23 protein-coding genes are annotated in these 24,099 nt (G+C 44.3%); 15 read left to right on the top strand and 8 right to left on the bottom strand.

From position 1 onward, the window contains the following. Positions 1-16: 16 nt before the first annotated feature. The 4 genes from VYM24_RS11330 (at position 17) to VYM24_RS11315 (ending at position 3,394) form a co-directional block, all read left to right on the top strand. Positions 17-763 (top strand): shikimate dehydrogenase family protein, encoded by a 747-nt coding sequence (locus VYM24_RS11330; protein WP_291551800.1) that lies wholly within the window; start codon positions 17-19, stop codon positions 761-763. A gap of 17 nt (positions 764-780) precedes the next feature. Beyond that, on the top strand, positions 781-1,731 hold the full coding sequence (locus tag VYM24_RS11325; protein ID WP_291551802.1) for an alpha/beta hydrolase: 951 nt from the start codon (positions 781-783) through the stop codon (positions 1,729-1,731). Positions 1,732-1,769: 38 nt separating this feature from the next. After that, complete coding sequence (locus VYM24_RS11320) at positions 1,770-2,678, top strand: TPM domain-containing protein (RefSeq protein ID WP_330942156.1); 909 nt, start codon at positions 1,770-1,772, stop codon at positions 2,676-2,678. A 134-nt stretch (positions 2,679-2,812) separates the two neighbouring features. Further along, positions 2,813-3,394 (top strand): LemA family protein, encoded by a 582-nt coding sequence (locus VYM24_RS11315; RefSeq protein ID WP_007212564.1) that lies wholly within the window; start codon positions 2,813-2,815, stop codon positions 3,392-3,394. 121 nt (positions 3,395-3,515) lie between these two features. Here the strand turns inward: VYM24_RS11315 and VYM24_RS11310 are convergent, their stop codons facing one another. Continuing rightward, on the bottom strand, positions 3,516-4,076 hold the full coding sequence (locus VYM24_RS11310; RefSeq protein WP_299093672.1) for a hypothetical protein: 561 nt from the start codon (positions 4,074-4,076) through the stop codon (positions 3,516-3,518). 13 nt (positions 4,077-4,089) lie between these two features. Continuing rightward, positions 4,090-4,578 carry an RNA polymerase sigma factor gene (locus tag VYM24_RS11305; protein ID WP_291551812.1) on the bottom strand — a complete coding sequence of 163 codons (489 nt, stop codon included), beginning with the start codon at positions 4,576-4,578 and terminating at the stop codon, positions 4,090-4,092. Between the two features lie 595 nt (positions 4,579-5,173). On the opposite strand from VYM24_RS11305, the gene VYM24_RS11300 reads away from it, so the two are divergent. After that, positions 5,174-5,398, top strand: coding sequence for a hypothetical protein (locus VYM24_RS11300; protein WP_291551815.1), 225 nt, complete (start codon positions 5,174-5,176; stop codon positions 5,396-5,398). Between the two features lie 24 nt (positions 5,399-5,422). On the opposite strand, the gene VYM24_RS11295 is transcribed toward VYM24_RS11300, so the two are convergent. Continuing rightward, positions 5,423-5,593: a PIN domain-containing protein gene (locus tag VYM24_RS11295; protein WP_291551817.1), complete on the bottom strand. Its 171-nt coding sequence runs from the start codon at positions 5,591-5,593 to the stop codon at positions 5,423-5,425. A gap of 326 nt (positions 5,594-5,919) precedes the next feature. On the opposite strand from VYM24_RS11295, the gene VYM24_RS11290 reads away from it, so the two are divergent. From VYM24_RS11290 to miaA, 10 genes are all read left to right on the top strand, one after another. Then, positions 5,920-7,089: an AIR synthase-related protein gene (locus VYM24_RS11290; RefSeq protein ID WP_291551820.1), complete on the top strand. Its 1,170-nt coding sequence runs from the start codon at positions 5,920-5,922 to the stop codon at positions 7,087-7,089. Positions 7,090-7,093: 4 nt separating this feature from the next. After that, positions 7,094-8,206, top strand: a complete 1,113-nt coding sequence (gene prfA, locus VYM24_RS11285) for a peptide chain release factor 1 (protein WP_299093676.1) — start codon at positions 7,094-7,096, stop codon at positions 8,204-8,206. A gap of 46 nt (positions 8,207-8,252) precedes the next feature. Then, complete coding sequence (locus VYM24_RS11280; RefSeq protein ID WP_330942155.1) at positions 8,253-10,022, top strand: DUF4153 domain-containing protein; 1,770 nt, start codon at positions 8,253-8,255, stop codon at positions 10,020-10,022. Between the two features lie 35 nt (positions 10,023-10,057). Then, the gene (pyrF, locus tag VYM24_RS11275) at positions 10,058-10,888 is read left to right on the top strand and encodes an orotidine-5'-phosphate decarboxylase (protein WP_291551830.1); all 831 of its coding nucleotides are present in this window, start codon (positions 10,058-10,060) and stop codon (positions 10,886-10,888) included. A gap of 32 nt (positions 10,889-10,920) precedes the next feature. Continuing rightward, positions 10,921-12,147, top strand: a complete 1,227-nt coding sequence (locus VYM24_RS11270) for an HD domain-containing protein (RefSeq protein ID WP_291551833.1) — start codon at positions 10,921-10,923, stop codon at positions 12,145-12,147. Between the two features lie 85 nt (positions 12,148-12,232). Continuing rightward, entirely contained in the window at positions 12,233-13,273 is a 1,041-nt protein-coding gene (gene lpxD / locus VYM24_RS11265) for a UDP-3-O-(3-hydroxymyristoyl)glucosamine N-acyltransferase (RefSeq protein WP_291551835.1), read from the top strand. 3 nt (positions 13,274-13,276) lie between these two features. Next, positions 13,277-14,662, top strand: a complete 1,386-nt coding sequence (locus VYM24_RS11260) for a bifunctional UDP-3-O-[3-hydroxymyristoyl] N-acetylglucosamine deacetylase/3-hydroxyacyl-ACP dehydratase (protein ID WP_291551838.1) — start codon at positions 13,277-13,279, stop codon at positions 14,660-14,662. 112 nt (positions 14,663-14,774) lie between these two features. After that, complete coding sequence (gene lpxA, locus VYM24_RS11255) at positions 14,775-15,542, top strand: acyl-ACP--UDP-N-acetylglucosamine O-acyltransferase (protein ID WP_217714139.1); 768 nt, start codon at positions 14,775-14,777, stop codon at positions 15,540-15,542. Between the two features lie 23 nt (positions 15,543-15,565). Continuing rightward, positions 15,566-16,126 carry an IS1096 element passenger TnpR family protein gene (locus tag VYM24_RS11250; RefSeq protein ID WP_291551843.1) on the top strand — a complete coding sequence of 187 codons (561 nt, stop codon included), beginning with the start codon at positions 15,566-15,568 and terminating at the stop codon, positions 16,124-16,126. Positions 16,127-16,254: 128 nt separating this feature from the next. Beyond that, on the top strand, positions 16,255-17,151 hold the full coding sequence (miaA, locus tag VYM24_RS11245) for a tRNA (adenosine(37)-N6)-dimethylallyltransferase MiaA (protein WP_330942154.1): 897 nt from the start codon (positions 16,255-16,257) through the stop codon (positions 17,149-17,151). Between the two features lie 3 nt (positions 17,152-17,154). Here miaA and VYM24_RS11240 read toward each other — a convergent pair whose 3' ends face one another. The 5 genes from VYM24_RS11240 to VYM24_RS11220 all read right to left on the bottom strand — a co-directional run bounded on the left by VYM24_RS11240 (position 17,155) and on the right by VYM24_RS11220 (position 24,098). Beyond that, a complete protein-coding gene (locus tag VYM24_RS11240) occupies positions 17,155-18,402 on the bottom strand; it encodes a carcinine hydrolase/isopenicillin-N N-acyltransferase family protein (protein ID WP_330942153.1) in 1,248 nt (415 codons plus the stop codon). Positions 18,403-18,461: 59 nt separating this feature from the next. After that, the gene (locus VYM24_RS11235) at positions 18,462-19,067 is read right to left on the bottom strand and encodes a TonB-dependent receptor plug domain-containing protein (protein ID WP_291551850.1); all 606 of its coding nucleotides are present in this window, start codon (positions 19,065-19,067) and stop codon (positions 18,462-18,464) included. A gap of 93 nt (positions 19,068-19,160) precedes the next feature. After that, positions 19,161-19,928, bottom strand: coding sequence for a TlpA family protein disulfide reductase (locus VYM24_RS11230; protein WP_291551853.1), 768 nt, complete (start codon positions 19,926-19,928; stop codon positions 19,161-19,163). 15 nt (positions 19,929-19,943) lie between these two features. Then, positions 19,944-22,202, bottom strand: a complete 2,259-nt coding sequence (locus VYM24_RS11225) for a TonB family protein (RefSeq protein ID WP_330942152.1) — start codon at positions 22,200-22,202, stop codon at positions 19,944-19,946. A gap of 30 nt (positions 22,203-22,232) precedes the next feature. After that, a complete protein-coding gene (locus tag VYM24_RS11220) occupies positions 22,233-24,098 on the bottom strand; it encodes a TlpA family protein disulfide reductase (RefSeq protein WP_330942151.1) in 1,866 nt (621 codons plus the stop codon). Position 24,099: the final 1 nt, after the last annotated feature.

Raw genomic sequence — 24,099 nt, 5'->3', positions numbered from 1 at the left:
GCACACTAAGAGAATTATGCAGAAATACGGTTTAATAGGCTATCCGCTGAGACATTCGTTTTCCATCGGATATTTCAATGAAAAGTTCAAATCGGAGAATATCGACGCCGAATATGTAAACTTTGAAATACCCAACATCAATGACTTTATGGAAGTCATAGAGGAGAATTCCAACCTCTGCGGACTTAATGTGACCATCCCGTACAAGGAGCAGGTCATCCCCTTTCTTGACGAACTGGACAAAGATACCGCAAAGATCGGCGCAGTGAACGTCATCAAAATCATCCGCCAGCCGAAGGGAAAAGTAAAGCTTGTCGGCTATAACTCGGATATCATAGGTTTTACACAGTCCATTGAGCCTTTACTGCAAGCCCATCACAAGAAGGCGCTGATTCTGGGTACAGGCGGTGCATCCAAAGCCGTCTATCGCGGACTGGCCAATCTGGGCATCGAAAGCGTATTCGTATCGCGTACAAAAAAGGAATCGTCTTACCTCACTTATGACGAACTGACACCGGAGATCATGCAGGAATATACTATTATCGTAAACTGTACACCTGTAGGCATGTATCCTAAGGTGGATTTCTGTCCGGATATTCCTTATGATCAATTAACTCCCAACCATTTACTCTACGATTTGTTATATAATCCCAATGAAACCCTTTTCATGAAAAAGGGAGAGGCTCACGGCGCCGTTACTAAAAACGGACTGGAAATGCTGTTATTGCAAGCATTTGCCGCATGGGAAATATGGAACAAATAGAGTGAAAGGAAGGAAAGATGAAGAAAGGTATCAAGTACAGTCTGCTCGGACTGTTAACAGCTATCATTATTGCCCTCATAGGTGCGAGTTTCTACATGCTCGGCTACTCGCTGAGACCGGAGCACAACAAAGGGAAAGATATTCCCGGCTCCTACGAGTATATGCTCAGCGAGTATCCGCAAATCAAGCCTTGGATAGATAGTTTGCAAACTGTCGGTGCTTTACGGGATACCTTTATTATCAACCCTGACGGGGTGCAACTGCATGCCATTTACGCAGCCGCCCCCGAACCTACCCACAAAACAGCCGTCATCGTGCATGGTTATACGGACGATTGCATCCGTATGCTGATGATAGGTTACCTTTACAACAAAGATTTAAAGTATAACATTCTGCTGCCCGACCTGCAGAATCAGGGATTAAGCGGAGGCCCTGCCATTCAAATGGGTTGGAAAGACCGGCTGGACGTATTGCGCTGGATGGACATTGCCAACGATATTTACGGCGGAAATACCCAGATGGTAGTACATGGCATCTCTATGGGTGCCGCCACCACTATGATGGTATCCGGTGAGCCCCAACAACCTTTTGTGAAATGTTTTGTGGAAGATTGCGGTTATACCAGCGTATGGGATGAATTTTCCTACGAGTTGAAGGGACAGTTCGGACTGCCTCCGTTCCCGTTGATGTACACCACCAGCTGGCTGTGCAACGCGAAATACGGCTGGAACTTCAAGGAAGCTTCTTCGCTGAATCAGGTCAGGAAATGCAAACTGCCGATGTTCTTCATTCATGGCGATGCAGATACATACGTACCCACCTGGATGGTATATCCTCTCTACGAGGCAAAATCGGAACCTAAAGAATTGTGGCTTGCCCCCGGTGCCACACACGCCATGTCCTACAAGGATCACCCGGAGGAATACACCGAACGTGTGAAGAATTTTGTAGGTAAATACATCTATTGATGTGATTTTTCCTATATTCGTCCCACAAATATATTAGTATGAAAAGATTAATCTCCATAAGTTTATTCCTATGCCTGCTGTTATCCGTGCAGGCACAGAAGGTCTATACTACAGACAATATTCCCAAAGTACATCTTCAGAACAAAATGCGCTATGTCTGCAATCCGGACGGCATCCTCTCTCAGGCTGCCTGCGACAGCATCGACCGTATGTTGTATGCATTGGAACAACAAACCGGCATTGAGACAGTAGTTGCCGTGGTTCCGTCTATCGGCAATGATGATTGCTTTGACTTTGCGCACCGCCTGCTCAATGAATGGGGTGTAGGAAAGAAAGGAAAGAATAATGGTCTGGTCATTCTTCTGGTGACCGATCAGCGCTGCATCCAGTTCTATACAGGTTATGGACTGGAAGGAGATCTGCCCGATGCCATCTGTAAACGTATCCAGACACGCGACATGATTCCTTATCTGAAAGATGGTAACTGGGATGCAGGTATGGTTGCCGGTGTGCGTGCCGTATGCGGCAGACTGGACGGTAGCATGGTGAATGATACAGATGATGAAGAAGACATTTCCTTCTTCGGCATTCTGGCAGCAGTTATCGGATTCTTTGTTGTTGCCGGAGGAATCGGTTGGATGGCGGCACGTGCCGCAAGCAAATGCCCCAACTGCGGACAGCACAAATTGCAACGCACCAGCAGTAAAGTGGTTTCCCGGATCAACGGAGTAAAAACGGAAGATGTTACCTACACTTGCCGCAACTGCGGACACAAGATAGTACGCCGCAAACAGTCGTATGATGAAAACTATCGCGGAGGTGGCGGAGGAGGTCCGGTCATCTTTGGCGGTGGCGGAGGCTTCGGCGGCGGCGGAGGCGGTGGCTTCAGCGGAGGCAGCTTCGGTGGAGGTATGGGAGGTGGCGGAGGTGCCGGTTCCCGATTCTGAGAGTTGAAACTCTCAGAGTGACAAGATACGGGTTACAAGCTACAAGTGCCTTTCGGTATCATAGCGCAGCAACTCGTAGCTTGTAGCTCGTAACTTGCAGCTAATTAATAATAATCATTTAATAAAAGAAAAGTATGAAGAAATCAACTATTATCATTCTTGTTGTTTTAGCTCTCCTCGTCATTTGGGGTGTTACTGGTTATAACGGACTAGTAACTATGGATGAAAACGTAAGCGGACAATGGTCAAACGTTGAAACACAATATCAACGCCGTGCCGACTTGATTCCGAATCTGGTTAGTACGGTAAAAGGATACGCTTCTCATGAAAAAGAAACTCTGGAAGGTGTGGTAGAGGCTCGCAGCCAGGCTACTCAAATTAAAGTAGATGCTAATGATCTGACTCCGGAAAAGCTGGCTGAATACCAGAAAGCTCAAGGTGCGGTAACTTCTGCATTGGGTAAGTTGCTTGCCATTACTGAGAATTACCCCGACCTGAAAGCAAACCAGAATTTCCTGGAACTGCAAGCTCAATTGGAAGGTACTGAAAACCGTATCAACGTGGCACGTACCAACTTCAACAATGCAGCAAAGAACTTCAATACTGCCATCCGCCGCTTCCCGAAGAACATTCTTGCAAGTCTGTTCGGCTTCGAAAAACGTGCTTACTTTGAAGCTTCCGAAGGAGCTGAAACAGCACCGCAGGTACAGTTCTAAATAAGTATATTCCTACCGTAACAAACGGTTCTATAAAAAACAAGTCCCCCTTCCACCCATCGTAAACTCCGGTCTATTCGAGTTTCCAGGGCGGAAGGGGGACTTGCTTTTTTTAAGCTGACTACTGCAAATCCGTTATTGCCTCTTTCAATTCCTTTATCCCGCTCCATGCTTTGAGGAACAAACGAATTCCTATCAGCACCCCTACAACAAGCCCAGTCCAGGCACCTATCAATATATAACGATCCCCCATTTGGGACATATCCCATATCATACTTACCAGTAAAGGTACGGCACACAACACACTCACAGCTATCCCCACTTTGAAAGACATCCGGAAACGACTCTCCGCCAGACACACTTCACGCACAGTCATCTTCAGGCAATCAATCTTCCTTAACAGCAACATCCATGTGAATTGCCGGGCTACTATCACAGCTACAAACAGAAACAACAGCACCCACGTTGACAGGCTAAAATCACACATCTGATTATGAACAATATACCAGCAAAAGAAAGGTAAACAGATCACTACAATCGTAAATCGACGCAACACACGATCCTGTACCTGCTTTACTTTACTGACCACCTTATTATTCAGTTGCTGGCGATGCTCCATTTCCAGGCGTCCGAGCCTTTCTTCCATTATATTCCAATTTTGTTTTAATTCTTCCAGTTCCATAATCTGTTTTATTTTAGCTATTCGCTTGTTTTGTAAGTTTATCCTTAATTCGTTTCAATTTTGAAGCTACAGTATTGCGCGGCACACCGACAATTTCCGCAATCTCTTCGTAAGAATTTTCATCCAGCCACAGCAAGATGACGGCACGTTCAAACTTGTCCAGTCCGGCAATGAGGCGATACATCTCTTTCAAGCGTTTGGTCGTTTCACTATCTTCTGCTTCCAAACCGTAGAGGGAATCCAAGGAAGTATGTTCGCCCCGGCGTTGCTGCTGGCGGTAGAAGGAGATACAGGTATTCAATCCCACGCGGTAAATCCACGAAGAAGGTTTACCCTTTCCTTCATAACCCTCGAAGCCTTTCCAAAGGTTTATTACTACATCCTGGTAGAGATCTTTAAAATTATCTCCATCCGTTGCATACATGTAGCAGATTTTATAGATCACTCGCTTGTATTCCTCGATGAGGGAAGTGAACTGTTTTTCTTTCGTATTCTGTTCCATCTTAAGATAGTCTTTTATACATAAGACGCCCGGTTAGGGAATTAGTTGCAAGAGGGAAGAAAAAAGTAAGTTAAAGCTGTTTCACGCTCGAAGTACATCTGCCATCTTGCCACCACATTGGCAAAGTTGTGCCACCGCATTGGCAAAAGCTTGCCAGTACGATGGCAAAACATTGGCAATATAATAGCAACAATTACTTCACTTAGAGATCACTGTTCAGTGAGGTTAACTATAAAGATTTATAGTTCATTTTCATCTCACTCTATGCATACTTTTTCAAAAAAACTTGTATCTTTGTTGCGTATTTCTTTCGTTGGAAAAGAGATATATTTTGTGATTTGGAGATATCATTTTATTATTCGTAACTTCTAAAGTCTGGTAAATTTTTGCAAGAGCGAATAATAAGTGGAAGTCTCCACGTTTGGGTCGCATATAACTTTGTTATATACACTCTGGCGTGGGGCTATTGCTTATTGTTTTCTTGACGGGTTTACCAGAGCCTTGGAGTTGAATAATAATGCCAATAGTTCCCACGTCTTTTTTTTACATTAGAGAAGTAGGAACACACGACTAACCCTTTAAAACTTATAACACGATGGATGAACTTCTTACCTGCTCCTGCCAGATGAAAACCGACTTAGAAAACTCAGCCGACGTATTCGCCTTTTTCAAAGAAAACTATCCCTTATCCTGTATTACGAATAAGCTGAATACACTTTCAAAAGAAGAATTGCGTTGCGCTTGTTGCCTGATGGGGGTTGCTTTAATAAAAATGTCTCAAAAGAAAACGATTTGGGAGAGATTGAAAGTAAAACAGTAGAATGCAATCTATGATTTACGAGGATTACTTTCTGTTGAATATCAGATCAAACCCTTGATTTCTGTAGAATTCAAAGCGGGTATCGCTGGAGATGAGCGGTAAATGCTCGGTGATGGCATGGGCAATGATTACATGGTCGGAAGGGTCTTTGTGTCCCTGGGCTTCATTTATTTCCATTTTTGCGTAAGTTTTCATGTGCTCCTTCTTTAGTATCTATAAGGTATCTCATGCTTAAAGCAAAAATTTAGAATCGTTCACGATAAGACTACCCTTAAGTCTTCTTGCAGCTTCAAGCGTCTTGCTCACAGTTCTTCTCCTCTTCTTAGCCACACCTCAGTCGTAGCTTTTTCTTCTATTTGTTTTTCCTTCTTCTCTTCCATAAAGTTTATTATTAGTTTTTATTCTACAAAGATAGCGTATTTCTTTTAATTGACGGAACAATAACAGTTAAAGAATAAGCAGGTATCTGAAGAATAATCACTATCTTTGCGCCATCAATATTGAACAAACTTATTAATCTCATGAGTAACCAAAGATACATGATGCGCGGTGTCAGCGCTTCTAAAGAAGATGTGCACAATGCCATCAAGAACATCGACAAAGGTATTTTCCCGCAGGCTTTCTGCAAAATTATCCCTGACATTTTGGGCGGTGACCCGGAGTATTGCAATATTATGCACGCCGACGGTGCAGGCACGAAGTCCTCATTGGCTTATATGTACTGGAAAGAAACAGGTGATCTTTCTGTTTGGAAAGGCATTGCACAAGATGCACTGATTATGAATATCGACGACCTGCTCTGCGTAGGTGCAGTAGATAATATCCTGGTTTCTTCTACCATCGGACGCAACAAACTCCTTATTCCGGGAGAAGTAATCTCCGCCATCATCAACGGTACGGACGAATTGCTCGCTGAGCTCCGCGAAATGGGTGTAGGCGTATATGCTACAGGCGGTGAAACTGCCGATGTAGGCGATTTGGTACGTACCATCATCGTAGACAGTACCGTAACTTGTCGCATGAAGCGCAGCGATGTGATTGATAATGCCAATATCCGTCCGGGTGATGTAATTGTAGGCTTGGCTTCTTATGGACAGGCTACTTACGAAAAAGAATATAACGGTGGCATGGGCAGCAACGGACTAACCAGCGCCCGTCACGACGTATTCTCCAAATATCTGGCAGAGAAATATCCCGAAAGTTATGACAAGGCAGTGCCCGAAGAACTGGTTTACTCCGGTGGTCTGAAACTGACGGATGCCGTAGAAGACAGCCCGCTGGATGCTGGTAAATTGGTACTCTCCCCTACCCGCACGTATGCACCGGTAGTGAAGAAGTTGCTGGATGCACTCCGTCCTGAAATCCACGGTATGGTACACTGCTCGGGTGGCGCACAGACAAAAGTGCTGCACTTTATAGGTGATTATTGCCGCGTGATTAAGGATAATCTGTTCCCTGTTCCTCCTTTGTTCAAAACGATTAAAGAGCAGAGCAATACGGACTGGGCAGAGATGTACAAGGTATTCAATATGGGACACCGCCTTGAAGTATATCTGTCGCCCGAACATGCCGAGGAAGTAATTGCCATCAGCAAGAGCTTCGGTATCGATGCGCAGATTGTGGGACGCATTGAGGAAAGTGATAAGAAGGAGCTGATTATTAAGAGCGAGTTCGGAGAATTCAAATACTAATTCAATGGCAGACAACAATACCATATTAGAGAAACTCGAAGGGCTTGTTGCCCGCTTCGAAGAAGTATCGACGCTGATTACAGACCCGGCAGTGATTGCCGACCAAAAGCGTTACGTAAAACTCACCAAAGAGTACAAAGAACTGGGTGACCTGATGGATGCCCGCAAAGAATATATTCAGGTGCTGAACGGCATCGAGGAAGCCAAAGAGATCATCACTAACGAAGCCGATCCGGAAATGCGGGATATGGCACGCGAAGAACTGGATGCCTGTCAGGCACGCCAGCCGGAACTGGAAGAACATATCAAACTCCTCCTCGTGCCTGCCGACCCACAGGACAGCAAGAACGCCATCCTCGAAATCCGTGGCGGTACAGGTGGCGACGAAGCCGCAATCTTTGCCGGAGACCTCTTCCGCATGTACACCAAATTCTGCGAAACAAAAGGTTGGAAGATGGAAATATCCAGCGTCAACGAAGGCGCAGCAGGAGGATTCAAGGAAATCATTTGCAGCGTGACGGGCGATAATGTGTACGGAACGTTGAAGTATGAATCGGGTGTACACCGCGTGCAGCGCGTTCCGGCCACTGAAACTCAGGGGCGTGTGCACACTTCCGCCGCCAGCGTGGCAGTGCTTCCCGAAGCCGAAGAATTTGACGTAGTCATTAACGAAGGCGAAATCAAGTGGGATACCTTCCGAAGCGGCGGTGCCGGCGGACAGAATGTAAATAAGGTGGAATCCGGTGTGCGTCTGCGCTATGTCTGGAAGAACCCCAATACGGGTGTTTCTGAGGAAATCCTGATAGAATGTACCGAAACGCGCGACCAACCGAAGAATAAGGAACGCGCCCTCTCACGCCTGCGTACATTTATTTACGACAAAGAACACCAGAAATATCTGGACGATATTGCCTCCAAGCGTAAGACAATGGTATCCACCGGAGACCGTTCCGCTAAAATCCGTACCTACAACTATCCGCAAGGACGTATCACCGATCATCGTATCAACTATACCATTTATAACCTTGCCGCCTTCATGGATGGCGATATCCAGGACTGCATAGACCACCTGATTGTAGCGGAAAATGCAGAACGTCTGAAAGAAAGCGAACTGTAACCCTAAAAGAAAGACGTAGCCCCGGAAACTTCAACGGCAGAACAAGATGAAAGGACAGTTTTTTAATAAAGCATTTCATACTCTGACGGAAGCATTTCAGAATTGCCTGAAACGTTTTCCAACCACAGTATGCTTTGTCCTTGCACTTACCGCCTATCTGACTTATCTAGTATCTACCGAAATGGATAACGAAGAGAAGCTGACACTGGTTTTGGGTTATTACTTCTCTGTCGGTACTCTGCTCTCACTCACTCTCCATCTGTGGAGCGAAGAGATAAAGAACCGGATTAAAGGAATCAGCGTGCATATCGTGATGCATATACTGCTTATTGCCGACGCAGTGTATCTCTACAGCCTCTCTCCAGAGCGGTCGCTCACAGAAATAAGCATAGCTCACGGAGCGGCTATCCTCGCCTTGTGGCTTTCAGTCTTTTTCCTCTCATTCACCAAAGAGAAGAATGACATTCCGAGCTGGAACTTTGCTTCCTACACCGTAGGGGCTTTTGTCACGGCAAACGTGGTGGGACTGATTATGAGTGGCGGAATAAGCCTGCTCGTCTTTTCACTCCATCAACTTTTCGATGTGGATGTAAGCTGGAAATGTTACCTGTATATCCTTGTTGTATGCAGTGTATTGCTTCCGATGCTGCTCTTCCTCGGTATGTTACCCAAAGATGAGCTAAAGCACAACCAAGAACCGCAACCGTCGGAGTTCCTGAACGGAACGATACATTTCCTCTTTCTCCCGCTCATGGCAGGGTATCTGCTTGTACTCTATATCTATGCCACCCGCATCCTTATCAGTTGGGAACTACCTACAGGCTGGGTATCCTGGCTCGTAGTGGCGCTCATGGCGGGATGTATCGCCATTGAATTCGGACTGTATCCGGCACGGGTCAGTGAATCAAAGCGCATAAACGAACGGATTGCACGCTGGCTGCCTGCCCTGGTATTGCCGTTACTGATATTAATGACAGTCGGCATCATCCGCCGCTTCAACGATTATGGTGTCACAATCAACCGGCTTTATCTGATCACACTCAATATCTGGTGTTATATCGTTTGCTTCGGACTGGTCCTCACCCGGGCACGCCGCATCAGTTGGATTCCCATTTCATTTTCCATCATCTTCCTACTGACTTCCGTATTGCCGGTGAACTATGCAAGTATCACCCGGAACGTCATGCGCCGTAGCATAGAGAAGGAACTAGCACGCAGTGGTGAAACAAACTTGCCCCTCTCACGCAACCAGTACGACAACTGGCTGGATTCACTTCCGGCAAAGACCGCATTGCAAGTAAACGACCGACTCCGTTATCTGCACTACTGGTTCGGACGAAAAAGCATAGCCGACCTTGTGGACAAAGACGCATCATTCTATTATGCCCAAAACCGTTTCGGTCAGAACAGTGATGAAACGGCCGACAACGATAAAGCTACTGGCAATAACCGGGCTATATCATACAATGCTCAGGCATCCTCACTGACAAGCATCGAGATTCCTAAGGGATACAGCCGTTTCGTAATCATACCGGAATCAAGCAGGCAACTCAAAATTCCACGCAAGTATAAAGAAACAGGAATATTGCCCGCCTCTCTCGGTACCCGGACAGATAAAATGAACGATACGGTATACATTGACCTCAAAAACATTGAAGCACTTCAACGCTATAAATATGGTGAAATGCCTCCTGCACAATTCAAATGTAACTCCGATAAAAGCCTCTTCATACTGACAGGCTTCTCCTTAGATTATCAAGAGGAAGGAAACGAGGCTCTTTTACTGAATATAAACGGCTATTTATTCAGGAAATAATAAAGCGAATCATAAACAGACTAAATATATCCAATATGAACAAACAACAACTTTTTGAAAATATCAAGCGTAAGAAATCATTCCTCTGCGTAGGTCTGGATACAGACATCAAGAAAATCCCGGAACACTTATTGAAAGAAGAAGATCCGATCTTCGCCTTCAATAAAGCCATCATCGACGCAACGGCTGACCTTTGCATCGCCTACAAACCGAACCTCGCTTTCTATGAGAGCATGGGCGTGAAAGGCTGGATCGCTTTTGAAAAGACTGTGAAATATATCAAGGAAAACTATCCCGATCAATTCATCATTGCCGATGCAAAGCGTGGTGACATTGGAAACACCTCTGCCATGTACGCCCGCACCTTCTTCGACGAACTGGACATCGACTCTGTAACCGTAGCCCCTTACATGGGTGAGGACAGTGTTACTCCATTTCTGACTTACGAAGGCAAATGGGTAATCCTTCTGGCACTGACAAGCAACAAAGGTTCACACGACTTCCAGTTGACGGAAGATCCCAACGGAGAACGCCTTTTCGAAAAAGTACTGCGCAAGTCTCAGGAATGGGCCAACGACGGACAGATGATGTACGTGGTAGGTGCTACACAAGGCCGCGCTTTCGAAGATATCCGCAAGATTGTTCCCAACCACTTCCTGCTTGTACCGGGCATAGGTGCGCAGGGTGGCTCACTGGAAGAAGTTTGTAAGTACGGCATGAACTCCACTTGCGGACTGATTGTAAACTCCAGCCGTGGCATCATCTATGTGGATAAGACTGAAAAATTTGCAGAAGCCGCACGCAACGCCGCAAAGGAAGTGCAACAGCAGATGGCGGAACAGTTGAAGGGAGTGATTAACGCCTAATCACTTATCACTTACCCTTAATCACTAACAACGTGTTCGAACGAAAGATCATTAACGACCCGGTGTTCGGGTTCATCAATATCCCGAAGGGGTTGTTGTACGACATCGTGCGGCATCCCCTTTTGCAGCGTTTAAACCGCATCAAGCAACTGGGTTTGTCGTCTGTGGTTTATCCCGGTGCGCAGCACACTCGCTTTCAACATTCGTTGGGGGCTTTCCATTTGACGAGTGAAGCTGTCCAGCAGCTCGCCAGCAAGGGAAACTTCATTTTCGACAGTGAAGCCGAAGCAGTACAGGCAGCCATTCTGATGCATGACATCGGACACGGTCCTTTCTCTCATGTACTGGAAGACACCATCGTACAGGGCGTATCCCACGAGGATATCTCCCTCATGCTGATGGAACGTATCAACAAAGAAATGAACGGGCAACTCACACTTGCCATCCAGATATTCAAGGACGAATACCCCAAGAAGTTCCTGCACCAACTGGTCAGCGGACAACTCGACATGGACCGTATGGACTACCTTCGCCGCGACAGTTTCTATACCGGCGTAACGGAAGGTAACATCGGCTCGGCACGCATCATCAAGATGCTCGATGTGAAAGAAGACCATCTCGTGATAGAATCCAAAGGCATCTATTCCATTGAGAACTTCCTCACAGCCCGCCGCTTGATGTACTGGCAGGTATATCTGCACAAAACGTCCGTGGCATACGAGAAAATGCTCATCAGCGCCCTACTCCGTGCCAAAGAATTAGCAAGTAAAGGTGTAGAATTATTTGCTTCACCGGCATTGCGTTTTTTCCTTTACAATGACATCAACAAGGAAACTTTCTATAACAATCCGGAGTGTCTGGAGAACTTCATCCAACTGGACGACAATGATATATGGACCGCATTAAAGGTGTGGAGCACCCACAACGACAAGGTTTTGTCCACGCTGAGCCTCGGTATGATCAACCGTAATATCTTTAAAGTGGAAATTTCTACCGAACCAATATGTGAAGAAAGAAAAAAAGAGTTAACTTTGCAAATCAGTCAGCAACTGGACATACCCCTCTCTGAAGCGAGCTATTTCGTCTCTACCCCCAGCATCGAGAAGAATATGTACGACCCGGCAGACGATAGTATTGATATCCTTTATAAAGACGGAAGTATTAAGAATATTGCTGAAGCATCGGACATGCTCAATATTTCCCTATTGTCTAAGAAGGTAAAAAAATACTATCTTTGCTACCAACGTTTGCATAGGTAAGTATAAAATATTCACCCAAGGACAAGGAAATATAAAAAAAAAGTCCGTTATTTGTGATTTGAAACCATCTAACAAGAATAAGACAATGGAGTTCTCTGCTAAACAAATTGCAACATTTATCCAAGGAGAAATCGTTGGAGATGAGAATGCAACTGTACATACTTTTGCCAAGATAGAAGAAGGCATCCCCGGTGCTATATCGTTTCTGTCAAACCCCAAATATACATCTTATATCTACGAGACCCAAGCCAGTATTGTATTGGTAAACAAAGACTTTGTTCCTGAGCAGGAAATAAAAGCTACTTTAATAAAAGTAGATAACGCCTACGAAAGTTTGGCTAAACTGCTCAATCTTTACGAACAGAGTAAGCCCAAGCGCGTGGGTATCGATCCGTTGGCTTTCGTTGCTGAGACCGCAAAAATCGGCAAGGATGTTTACATTGCACCCTTCGCTTGCATTGGTGAATACGCGGAAGTAGGAGACAATACAATGATACATCCGCATGCTACTGTCGGCAGTGGCGCCAAAGTGGGCAGTAATTGTATCCTATATGCCAATACAACCATTTATCATGACTGCCGGATAGGCAATCATTGCATCCTGCATTCCGGCTGTGTGATCGGTGCGGACGGTTTTGGTTTCGCTCCAACTCCCGAAGGTTACGAAAAAATACCTCAAATCGGTATCGTAATATTGGAAGACAATGTAGAGATTGGTGCAAACACTTGCGTAGACCGTGCTACAATGGGCGCAACCATCGTACACAAAGGTGTGAAACTGGACAACCTGATACAAGTAGCCCACAATGACGAAATTGGTGCAAATACCGTTATGGCGGCACAAGTGGGTATTGCAGGATCTACCAAGGTAGGTGAATGGTGCATGTTCGGCGGTCAAGTAGGCATTGCAGGACATATTCATATCGGAAACAAAGTGAACCTCGGAGCACAGTCCGGTGTTCCCAGTAATATTAAGGATGGCAGCCAGTTAATCGGTACTCCTCCCATGGAGCTGAAACAATACTTCAAAGCCTCCGTTGCCCAACGGAACCTGCCGGATATGCTAACAGAACTCCGCCAGCTCCGTAAAGAACTGAATGAATTAAAACAACAAATAAATAAGTAACAAATGTTGAAACAAAAGACTCTGAAAGACAGTTTTTCCCTCAGTGGTAAAGGCCTTCATACGGGACTTGACCTGACCGTTACTTTCAATCCTGCTCCGGACAACCACGGATATAAGATCCAGCGTATCGACGTGGAGGGACAACCTACCATTGATGCGGTTGCGGACAACGTGACTGAAACCACTCGCGGCACCGTTCTTTCCAAGAATGGTGTGAAGGTTAGCACTGTAGAGCACGGCATGGCAGCCCTTTATGCCTTAGGCATAGACAACTGCCTGATACAAGTCAACGGTCCTGAGTTTCCCATTCTGGACGGTAGCGCCCAATATTATGCACAAGAAATAGAGCGCGTAGGTACAGAAGAACAAAATGCCGTTAAAGATTTCTATATCATCAAGTCAAAAATCGAGTTTCGCGATGAAAAGACCGGTTCTTCCATTATCGTGTTGCCCGACGAGAACTTTAGTCTGAATGTACTGGTATCTTACGACTCGACCATCATTCCCAATCAGTTTGCAACGCTGGAGGATATGTCGAAATTCCAAGATGAAGTAGCCGGCAGCCGTACATTCGTATTCGTACGCGAGATCGAACCACTGTTGCAGGCAGGTCTTATCAAAGGAGGCGATTTGGACAATGCCATCGTTATTTACGAACGGGAAATGTCTCAGGAAGACTTCGATAAGTTGGCCGACGTGATGGGAGTTCCCCACATGGATGCCAAGCAACTGGGTTACATCAATCACAAACCTTTGGTATGGGCCAATGAATGTGCCCGTCACAAATTGCTCGATGTAATTGGCGACTTAGCTTTGATAGGCAAGCCTATCAAGGGACGTATCATTGCTACACGTCCGGGACATACCATTAATAATAAGTTTGCCCGCCAGATGCGTAAGGAAATCCGTCTGCACGATATACAGGCTCCGACTTACGACTGCAACCGCGAACCCGTCATGGATGTAAACCGTATCCGCGAACTATTGCCACACCGTTACCCATTCCAATTGGTAGACAAGGTGATTGAAATAGGTGCCAATTATATTGTAGGCGTGAAGAATATCACTGCCAACGAGCCTTTCTTCCAGGGGCACTTCCCACAGGAACCGGTAATGCCGGGTGTGTTGCAGGTTGAAGCTATGGCACAGGTAGGCGGTCTGCTTGTATTGAACTCCGTAGACGAACCCGACCGCTACTCCACCTACTTCATGAAGATAGATGGTGTGAAGTTCCGTCAAAAGGTTGTGCCGGGTGACACCCTTATCTTCCGCGTAGAACTGCTTGCACCTATCCGCCGTGGCATTTCCACGATGAAAGGCTATGCGTTCGTAGGCGAGAAAGTGGTTTGCGAGGCAGAGTTTATGGCACAAATAGTTAAGAACAAGTGAATATAAATATTAGGTATTAAGTATTAATTATTAATTGGCTGCGCACTTATTGTTTAAGCGCTTTCATCCTGATAATTAATAATTAATATTTGATAATTAATAATTAAATAACATGATAAGTCCCTTAGCGTATATTCATCCCGAGGCAAAAATCGGGGAAAACGTAGAGATTGCTCCTTTTGTATTCATCGACAAGAATGTGGTAATCGGCGATAACAACAAGATTATGGCAAATGCCAACATTCTGTACGGTTCACGTATCGGCAATGGAAATACGATTTTTCCGGGAGCTGTTATCGGTGCCATCCCTCAGGACCTGAAATTTCAGGGAGAAGAGAGTACCGCTGAAGTCGGTAATAACAATACCATTCGTGAAAATGTTACCATCAATCGTGGTACGGCTGCCAAAGGTAGAACCATTATCGGTAACAATAACCTGTTGATGGAAGGTGTACACGTAGCTCATGACGCCCTTGTCGGTAATTACTGCATCATTGGTAACTCTACCAAAATGGCAGGTGAGATTGTGATAGACGATTTCTCCATTATCAGTGCCAATGTATTGATGCATCAATTCTGCCGTGTAGGCGGATATGGCATGATACAAGGCGGTTGCCGTTTCAGTAAGGATATTCCGCCATACATCATTGCAGGCCGGGAACCGATTGCTTACAGCGGTATCAACATTATCGGGTTGCGCCGTCGCGGATTCTCCAATGAAACCATTGAGAATATACACAACGCATACCGTATCATTTATCAAAGTGGATTGAACACTTCAGACGCATTAAAGAAAATAGAAGAAGAAATTCCGACGAGCCCGGAAATAGAATACATTGTCAGCTTCATCCGTGACTCCGAACGTGGTATTATTAGGTGATAAAACGATAAAGTAATTAGAATATGATATACAGATTTACACTTATCTCCGATGAAGTGGACGACTTCGTAAGAGAAATACAAATTGACCCGGAAGCTACATTCTACGACTTCCATGAGGCTATAGTGAAGTCAGTAGGCTATACTAACGACCAGATGACTTCTTTCTTCATCTGTGATGATGATTGGGAAAAAGAAAAGGAAATTACACTGGAAGAGATGGATGACAATCCGGAGATGGACAGTTGGGTAATGAAAGACACCACTATCAGCGAACTGATAGAAGATGAAAAGCAGAAGTTACTCTATGTGTTCGACTACATGACAGAACGCTGTTTCTTCATTGAACTCTCCGAGATCATTACCGGAAAAGAAATGAAAGGTGCCAAGTGTACCAAGAAGGAAGGTGATGCTCCGAAACAGACAATTGACTTCGAAGAAATGACAGCCAACAGCGGATCGCTTGATCTGGACGAAAACTTCTATGGAGATCAGGACTTTGATTTGGAAGAATTCGACCAGGAAGGTTTCGACATGGGCGGAGGCGAAGGTGGCGCAGCACCGTTCGAGGAAGAAAAGTTCTAATATTATTTTAAATTTTTCATCCGCAGATAACGCGGATAACACAGATTTGAAAGACTTAAGCCTAGAAGAGATCTGCGTTATCCGCGTTATCTGCGGATGGGAAATGATTCTCTAAATACCATTTCCTTATGAAAACCCTGATAGTGCTTATTGGACCGACCGGAGTCGGAAAGACCGAACTCAGCCTGCGGCTGGCAGAGCATTACCAAACTTGCATCGTTTCCGCAGACTCTCGGCAACTCTATGCCGACTTGAAAATAGGGACGGCAGCCCCTACCCCCGAGCAACTGCAACGTGTGAAACATTACCTTGTAGGAACCTTGCAACTCACCGATTATTACAGTGCCGCCCAATATGAAGCGGAGGTACTGAAACTTCTGGAAACCTTATTTACCGAACAGGATACAGTATTGCTTACCGGTGGCTCTATGATGTATGTGGATGCCGTTTGCAAAGGCATTGACGATATTCCGACCGTAGATGCTGAAACACGCCAGGTGATGCTACATAAGTATGAAACGGAAGGTCTGGAAAGACTGTGCGCAGAGCTAAAGTTGCTCGATCCGGAATACTATAAAATAGTAGACCTGAAGAATCCTAAACGCGTAATCCATGCACTGGAGATATGCTATATGACAGGGAAGACCTACACCTCATTTCGTACACAACAGAAAAAAGAACGCCCCTTCCGCATCATCAAAATAGGATTGACGCGCGACCGGGAAGAACTTTATGACCGCATTAACCGGCGGGTAGAGATTATGATAGAGGATGGCTTGGAAGAAGAAGCCAGAAAGGTATCTCCTTATCGGGCACTTAATTCATTGAATACGGTAGGCTATAAAGAAATGTTCAAATATCTCGACGGAGAATGGACCTTGCCTTTTGCCATAGAGAAAATCCAACAGAACTCCCGCATCTATTCGCGCAAGCAAATGACATGGTTCAAAAGAGATGAAGAAATCCGTTGGTTTCATCCGGAACAAGAAACGGAGATACTGGCATACCTCCGTTCGATTATGTAAATTCTATTCTGATTCCAGTAAACTCTGATAAATCATTCTGATGAATGATTCCAGTTCGTCATACAGCTTTGGTATTGCTTGTGTATCGAGGCTTCCTTTTTTATACCACTCTTCCAACAATGGCTTCGTCGTACGGAAGACTTCATCTTCTACCGCAGTAATCGCTATCATATAACCGTCACCTTTCTCAGGACTATACAATCTTTCCCAATTCAGATAACGTCCGGTACCCATTCCCTGCTTATAGCTGAAAACTCTGTCTGCCAAACGAAGTGACCAATCACTGAGCGGAGCTGCCTCATGTTCTTTGCCGAAACGTACCATTCCGGGAAGAAGTTTACCGGCATCTTTCACCCACAACGGAACAGCTATACCGGTAGGAGGATAACCTAACAGTGTCCACATGGTAGTCAGTTCGGCTTTCTCACCCGGTTTCACACCTTGTACCACTACCGAACACGATGTACTGCTACGCGGAATGAAATCCTGATCTACAAACCAACCCGACGCCTGAGGACGATTATATGCCCCGCTACGCAAATCAATATCCATCATACGGTTACGGAACGAACGCGATAAATCATTGAAAATAAACTGTGGGATAATACTACCCGTAGCCGAAGCTTTCATCAGCACCTGGTCTGCTTCCATATAGCGCACATAACCGGCACCCTCGTTCACCTTACCAGCAAAAGAAAAGTTGGTACGGGCAATATAACCATAAGGAGCGTCCTTCGGGTTATTGGCATCATACATCACATATTTATGATAATCTACCTCAAACATAGCTGCCCCGCCTTGTGCATCGATTACACCAAAATTAGCTTCGATATCGCTGGGCTTGGAAATGGTATCCAGAAAATGACAGAAGTCCTCTACCGTAGCACAAACTTCGAGTGCACGATAAATAACGCGCCCATTGGCTGTCCCCCGTTCTTCATCGCCTTTTACATCCACCAGATTATAGGATTGTGTATTCATCAAGGCAAATCCTGAGGAATTAGTTCCCATCCATGCCTCTTTCAGATATGCATTGGCGCTATTCACTACAGCAATAAAGTTATACATCTCACCTTTCACATAATCAATATGGTTTCGCATAAAGTCCGTATCACGGTTTTTCCAAAGCAGAGGGCGACCGTCGGGTGTTACTTTACCCGATACAACAGCAGAAGTACAGGCTTGCACCGGAGCAGTGAATAAGACGATTGCTACCGCACACAGGATTAATAAGGATATTTGTTTTAACATAAGTCATCAGGTATTTCCCATTCCGTAATCTTTGATCATTCCACTCTTGACAGTCACTTTTATTCATATTCTCCCCTTAGGAAAATCATTGGTTTAATATAAATTTCCAGTATTCCGTCTGCACCGGTCTTTACTTCCATTTGCTCAATACTCGTTTGATACGCAGTACTGGCCGGAACTTCTTTGCCGTCAATATAGTAACGCGCATTCCTCCTGTCCACTCCCTTTGGCTTGAGAAAATCATCTATTTTCTTAATGTTTTTTTCCTCCTTTACCTGTTGTGGAGTTTTCAACTTCAGAATAATGACCCCATTTATTCCACGTGTACCATAAATAGCAGTGGCTGAAGCATCTTTCAAAACTTCAAGACTTTCAATATGCGCGGGGTTCAATGCTGCAAAAATCTCATAGGGAAGTTCCATTCCATTTACAATAAATAAAGGCTCATCAGATGGAATCGGAATACGATCTCTAATAACTAATGTACCGCTTTTCTTCGGGGACTGCGGCACAATCGTGTCATTCTTCAAAGTATCTTTGAAAAGTACAAGCTCCTTTATAGAAAGGGCTTCAGCATGAATAGATATAGCGGCAGACATTACTAATAATAGAAATACTCCCCAAAAGAAGCTATATCCCTGGTGAATTTGTTTTCCTTGTCTCATAGCATTATCTTTTAAGTGATAGAATACTAAACCGTCTCAAACAAAAATACTTAAAAGTAATGATTTAAACAAAGAAATAAGAGACAAAGTTGATTATTCGGCTGATAATTCCTTTAGTCTATCAAGCAAATAGGCCCGTTTACTCTCGCTTGTACCTTCTTCCCAATAGCGGATAATACCTTTTTTATCTACCAACAATGTAGTCGGCGTGACCTGTACTTTAAACAAATTGAAGAAAAATAATTCATCGGCAATATGCGTAAAAAGGAAAGGACGGTTTTCCACAATCTTCTTTATCTGATCCGCCGTAGTCCAGGTAGTAGAGAAATAAGTCACATCCGGACAGATTTTCATCCATTCGTTCAGGTCCGGCATTTCTTTGATACATGGTCTGCAACCAGTATGCCAATAGTTCAGCACAAAAGGTTTTCCAAGAATATCCGCCGTTGTCCATACCCGCCCCGTCGTATCCTTTACCTTAAAGTCCGGGAATGGTTTTCCTACCCATTTATCAAGAGTTACTGTATTAGTCGCTGCAATCGCCATTGGCTTTTGCGCTCCCGAACGGGAAATCCGCAACAATTCCTCTCCTCCGGGTACTTTTTCTACGGGAACCCGATATTTCATTGCATAGTCCGGTAAGGTTTTTCCTTTATTCAGACGTATTTCCAATGCGGTATGTCCTTCCTCATCTGCCAGCATAATCATCTGGGCACCTTCATCAGTCCGAATTCCCGGAGGCATACCATTGAAAAAACATCCGTCAATGAGTACATACTTATCACTACTTGTTTGGGCGGAGCAAAGCCCCACCCAAACAAACATCATAGAGAGAAACAAAAAGAGAGAATTTATTTTCATACTAAAATATACTGATTATTCGTCTTTTAAAGTAACCGTTACCTTCGGTGCAACTTTCACCTTAGTAGCCTTCATATTCACATAAGAAACTACTAACTTGTCCCCCTTTGCAGCAGGTATGACAAAACGCCCATCCACATCGGTAACCGTTCCCATGTTTGTTCCTTCAAGCAGAACGATGGCACCAATAATAGGCTCTCCATCCTTATCCTGGACAATGCCTTCAACCTTCATTTCACCTTTGACAGAAGCTTTTTCACCACCTTTAACGGTAAAATAAACATTCTCCTTGCCTTCACTAGTAACCATAGTGTATTTTTCTTTGTTTTTCTTGGTAGTGATATAAATCGTCCCTTTACTTGCATCTTCTGCAGTTTTCGTAACATTGATACTCTCTATCTCGCTAGGGAATACAACTTCATCCAATGCTTTACCATTCAATTCGATTTTTTCGCCGTCAACAAATACATCCACATCTGCCCAATCCGCCCTTCTATTATTCAGATAAACCGCATTCACCCCGGGCACACTGACTACTGAACTCTTGTTTGATAGAGTAACAGGCTTTTTGTCACTCCCCTTCAAGGTAATCAGGATAACGCCATTCTTTCCTTTATCGCCATACAATTCAGTAGCTGATTTATCTTTTAGAACAGTCATACTCTCTATTTTATTAACATCCAGAGCGGACATTATCGAGGAGGTAACTTCTTTGCCATCTACAATATACAGAGGGGCATTTACACCCTGAACAGAGAAATCAGTTGACATTGAGTTCGCCACTATCGGAGAGTTCACTTTCTTCCCCCCTTCCAGTCTAAACAACACCGGTATTGTATATTTCACTGCTACCGCCTGTCCCTTTTGCATTCCCGGTTTCCACTTCGGCATCGACTTCACCAATCGGACAGCCTCAGCATCCAGTTCTTTATCTACCGGACGAATAACTTTAGGTTCCGTCACATTTCCTCCTTTATCAATAACGAACTGCACCGTAACACGACCTTGCGTACCATTTTTCTTTGCTGATTCAGGATATTGCATATTCTTCTGAATATACTCCAAAGCAGCAGGCATTCCGCCACCAGGGAATTCCGGCATCTGTTCAACCACCTCAAAGACCGGAGAACCTTTCAGTTTGTCACTCACCTCTACAGGTATATACTTCACCTCTACAGGTTTCGCTGTATCTTTCAATACTGTGCTCACCTGCACAGTTTCCCCGATAGTTTTTGCGGCTTTTGCTTCCACAATTGCTATCAAATCATTAACTTTGGCGGCAGAAATGTCATGCAAACGAGAGAAGAGCAAGCTTGCTTGTTCCATTCCGAGTGCATCCGACATTCTTGAAATCTCTTCTGCGGTTTCCGAGATTTCAGGACGGGCAAAAGCAGTTACTGCAATAGCTGCTACCGGAAGTATATATAAATACTTCAACCTTGCCCACGGATTCGATTTTTCTTTTAACATCATAGTGATACGTTTTTTAAGTTTACTGTGATTAAAGCTGTTGGCCATAGAGTAGAGCCTTGTGCCGACAGCTTTTTTAATTAATAATAATTGATATTGTTTCGCGTCAACGCCTTTTTCAATCACCGTCTCATCTGCCTCATATTCATGGATATTCTGCAATTCCTGTTTCAGCAGCCACGAAGCCGGATTAAACCACTGGAAAAAGATACAGATATCTGCTACCAGCAAATCCCACGAATGCCGATTCTGTATATGAGCCAACTCATGAATAAGTATTTCCCGCCCATTCTCATCCAAGTCTTTCTGTGAAATAACGATGTATTTCATCCAACTGAACGGAGCTATATCGCGGTCGTGCACTATCAAAGTTACTTTCTCTCTACCATCTGTATATTTACTCAAGTCTTCTTTTCTGCCTGATCTTAACAAATTGCCCAACTTCAGCAGCGAATACCCATTACGAAAAGCAAAAAGTAAAATACCAGCCAAATACACCAATAATGCAACCTGTATCCAAGTTACCGTCACTTCCTCTATCTGCAATTCCGCCACATTTGTAGTATTCATCATATCCGCCAGCATCAGCCACTGTTCCAGTGTCATCATAGTTTGATGAACCTCTGTCTGCTTCTCCACAGTAACTTCCACCAATGGCAAAAGACAAGATAGCAACAATATGCTCAACAACGCTACCCGGTTGAAACGGTGAAACGTCTCACGGCTCAGTAACAAGCGGTAAAACAGGTAAAATACCGCCAAACAAACCGAAGACTTCAGTATATAGACAAAGAAAATTCCCATATTAACGTACTATTTAATAATTTACAGCTACTATTCCCCAGCCTTCAGTAGTTCTTCTTTCATCACCTCCGCACCGGGAAATCCGGTAACTTTATATGAGAGCTTCCCTTCCCGGTCTATCACAAAATAAGTAGGTATTCCCGGATACTCATATAGTTTACCTAATGCAGAACTCTGCTCATTCGTGATCCGATAGTGTATTCCATGAATATCAGGTATGGTGATTTTCCACTTCCCTTCAGGTGAACTTTCATCTGCTATATAGATATACACTACATCTTTCAATTCTTCTTTCACCGGCTTCAGGCTATTCATAGCCCGCATACAAGGGCCACACCAAGTATTCCACATATCTATCAGAACCACCTTACCACGATAAGGACGGGTGACAACTGCCAATAGACTATCTGCAGTAACTGCCGTATCCAGCAGGCAAACTGTATAGCCGGTCTTATTCTTAACAGCCTCTAACCGAGCTTCAATATCCGCATTCTTCTTCAAAAACAATTGCCGGATTGCAGGTGTATGGATACTGTCCAATGTTAAACGTTCTTTAGGACTTAGCGGTAACTGCCGGCTTAAGTTAGAGGCAGCACGCATGCCCAGCATTATATCTACCCAAAGAGGATCTTGTACAAATCTGTCCCGAAGACTACTCGTTGCTGTTCTTACAAAGTCCGGATAATAATTGTAATATTTCAGCTCAGGTGAATGCAAAACATCCAGTTCCAGAATCTCTTTGAAGTAGGAAGTACTGTCTACAGTCATATCCGCTCGCTTCACCCCTTTTTTACCTGAAATCATCGGAGCATAACTAAGGTTACTTTTATAATTATAGATACAACTAAAAAGACTCATATCCAGATTTACCCCAGCATAAGTACGACTTGCCTGACTCAAATTCTTTTCTCCCTCCAATTGTTTCCTGAGAGTCTTATACTGCTTAAAAATATACTTCTTAAATGCCAATGGTGTCATCCCACAGATATCTGCACTGAAATTATCGTTACTACCAACTCTCATCATTCCTCCAATACGTAACAATTCTGTATTCAGCCCAGCATAATCGCCCTGATACCAAACCTGGGTCTCTTCATCCGTCCTCTGTTTTTCTCCAAACAAATGGCTTCGCGACCAAAAGATAGCGGGAAGATTCATCGTTATATCCAATTCACCACCTGGCACAATAAACAAATAAAACTGACATCCAGCGATCCATAGAGTACAACCACAAGGTAACAATACATCGGTTTCATAATTGAAAGTTCCATCTTCCGCTACTTCTATTTGTTTACCAAAAAAATCAAAAAAGAACCACGCCGAATTGTAGAACAACAGTTTCACACCGTATTCCGGTTTATACCCCAGTAATCTACCTTTTACAATAGCTTTATCGGCCTTCAGTTCAGGTATCGGTAAGGGTAGAGTATAATCCAACTGTTGGTGTAACACTTCTTCGGGCACATCTACCTGAGGTTTCTTACCGTCTAAACGTACACCATAGACATTCCAACCTTCATCGCTGCCCGGCATTTCAATAAAATCAAAGCTTTCCGTCTCTTGTGGAAGTGGAGCAAATTTCAACGTTGCCGCCATTTCACCAGAAGCAGGAAGACGCGTCCACTCTTCCTTCTGCGAAAAGCCCTCACTATTATAAAGAGCGTACTTTTTATCTGCCACACATAATACGGCAGTCGAGTCTATCCTCACCCCTTCGCCTGGCCTATTATAAATCTTCACTTCAAGCCAAGTAGTATCTTTTCCTAATGTCACCTTCTCTATTTCAAGGCTACGCGTATTCGTTGCCATGAAATAAGGAGCTTTCACAACCTTTTCCGCCTGCAAACCTACGCAAACAGCTATCAATACAAAACAAGTTATAGCTATGCTTTTCATA

Origin of the sequence: Bacteroides sp. MSB163 (assembly GCF_036416795.1) — a bacterium.
In the GTDB taxonomy this organism is placed as follows: Bacteria; Bacteroidota; Bacteroidia; order Bacteroidales; family Bacteroidaceae; genus Bacteroides; species Bacteroides maternus.
The sequence above is the reverse complement of the archived record's forward strand: the minus strand, read 5'-3'. Positions and strand labels throughout refer to the sequence as shown.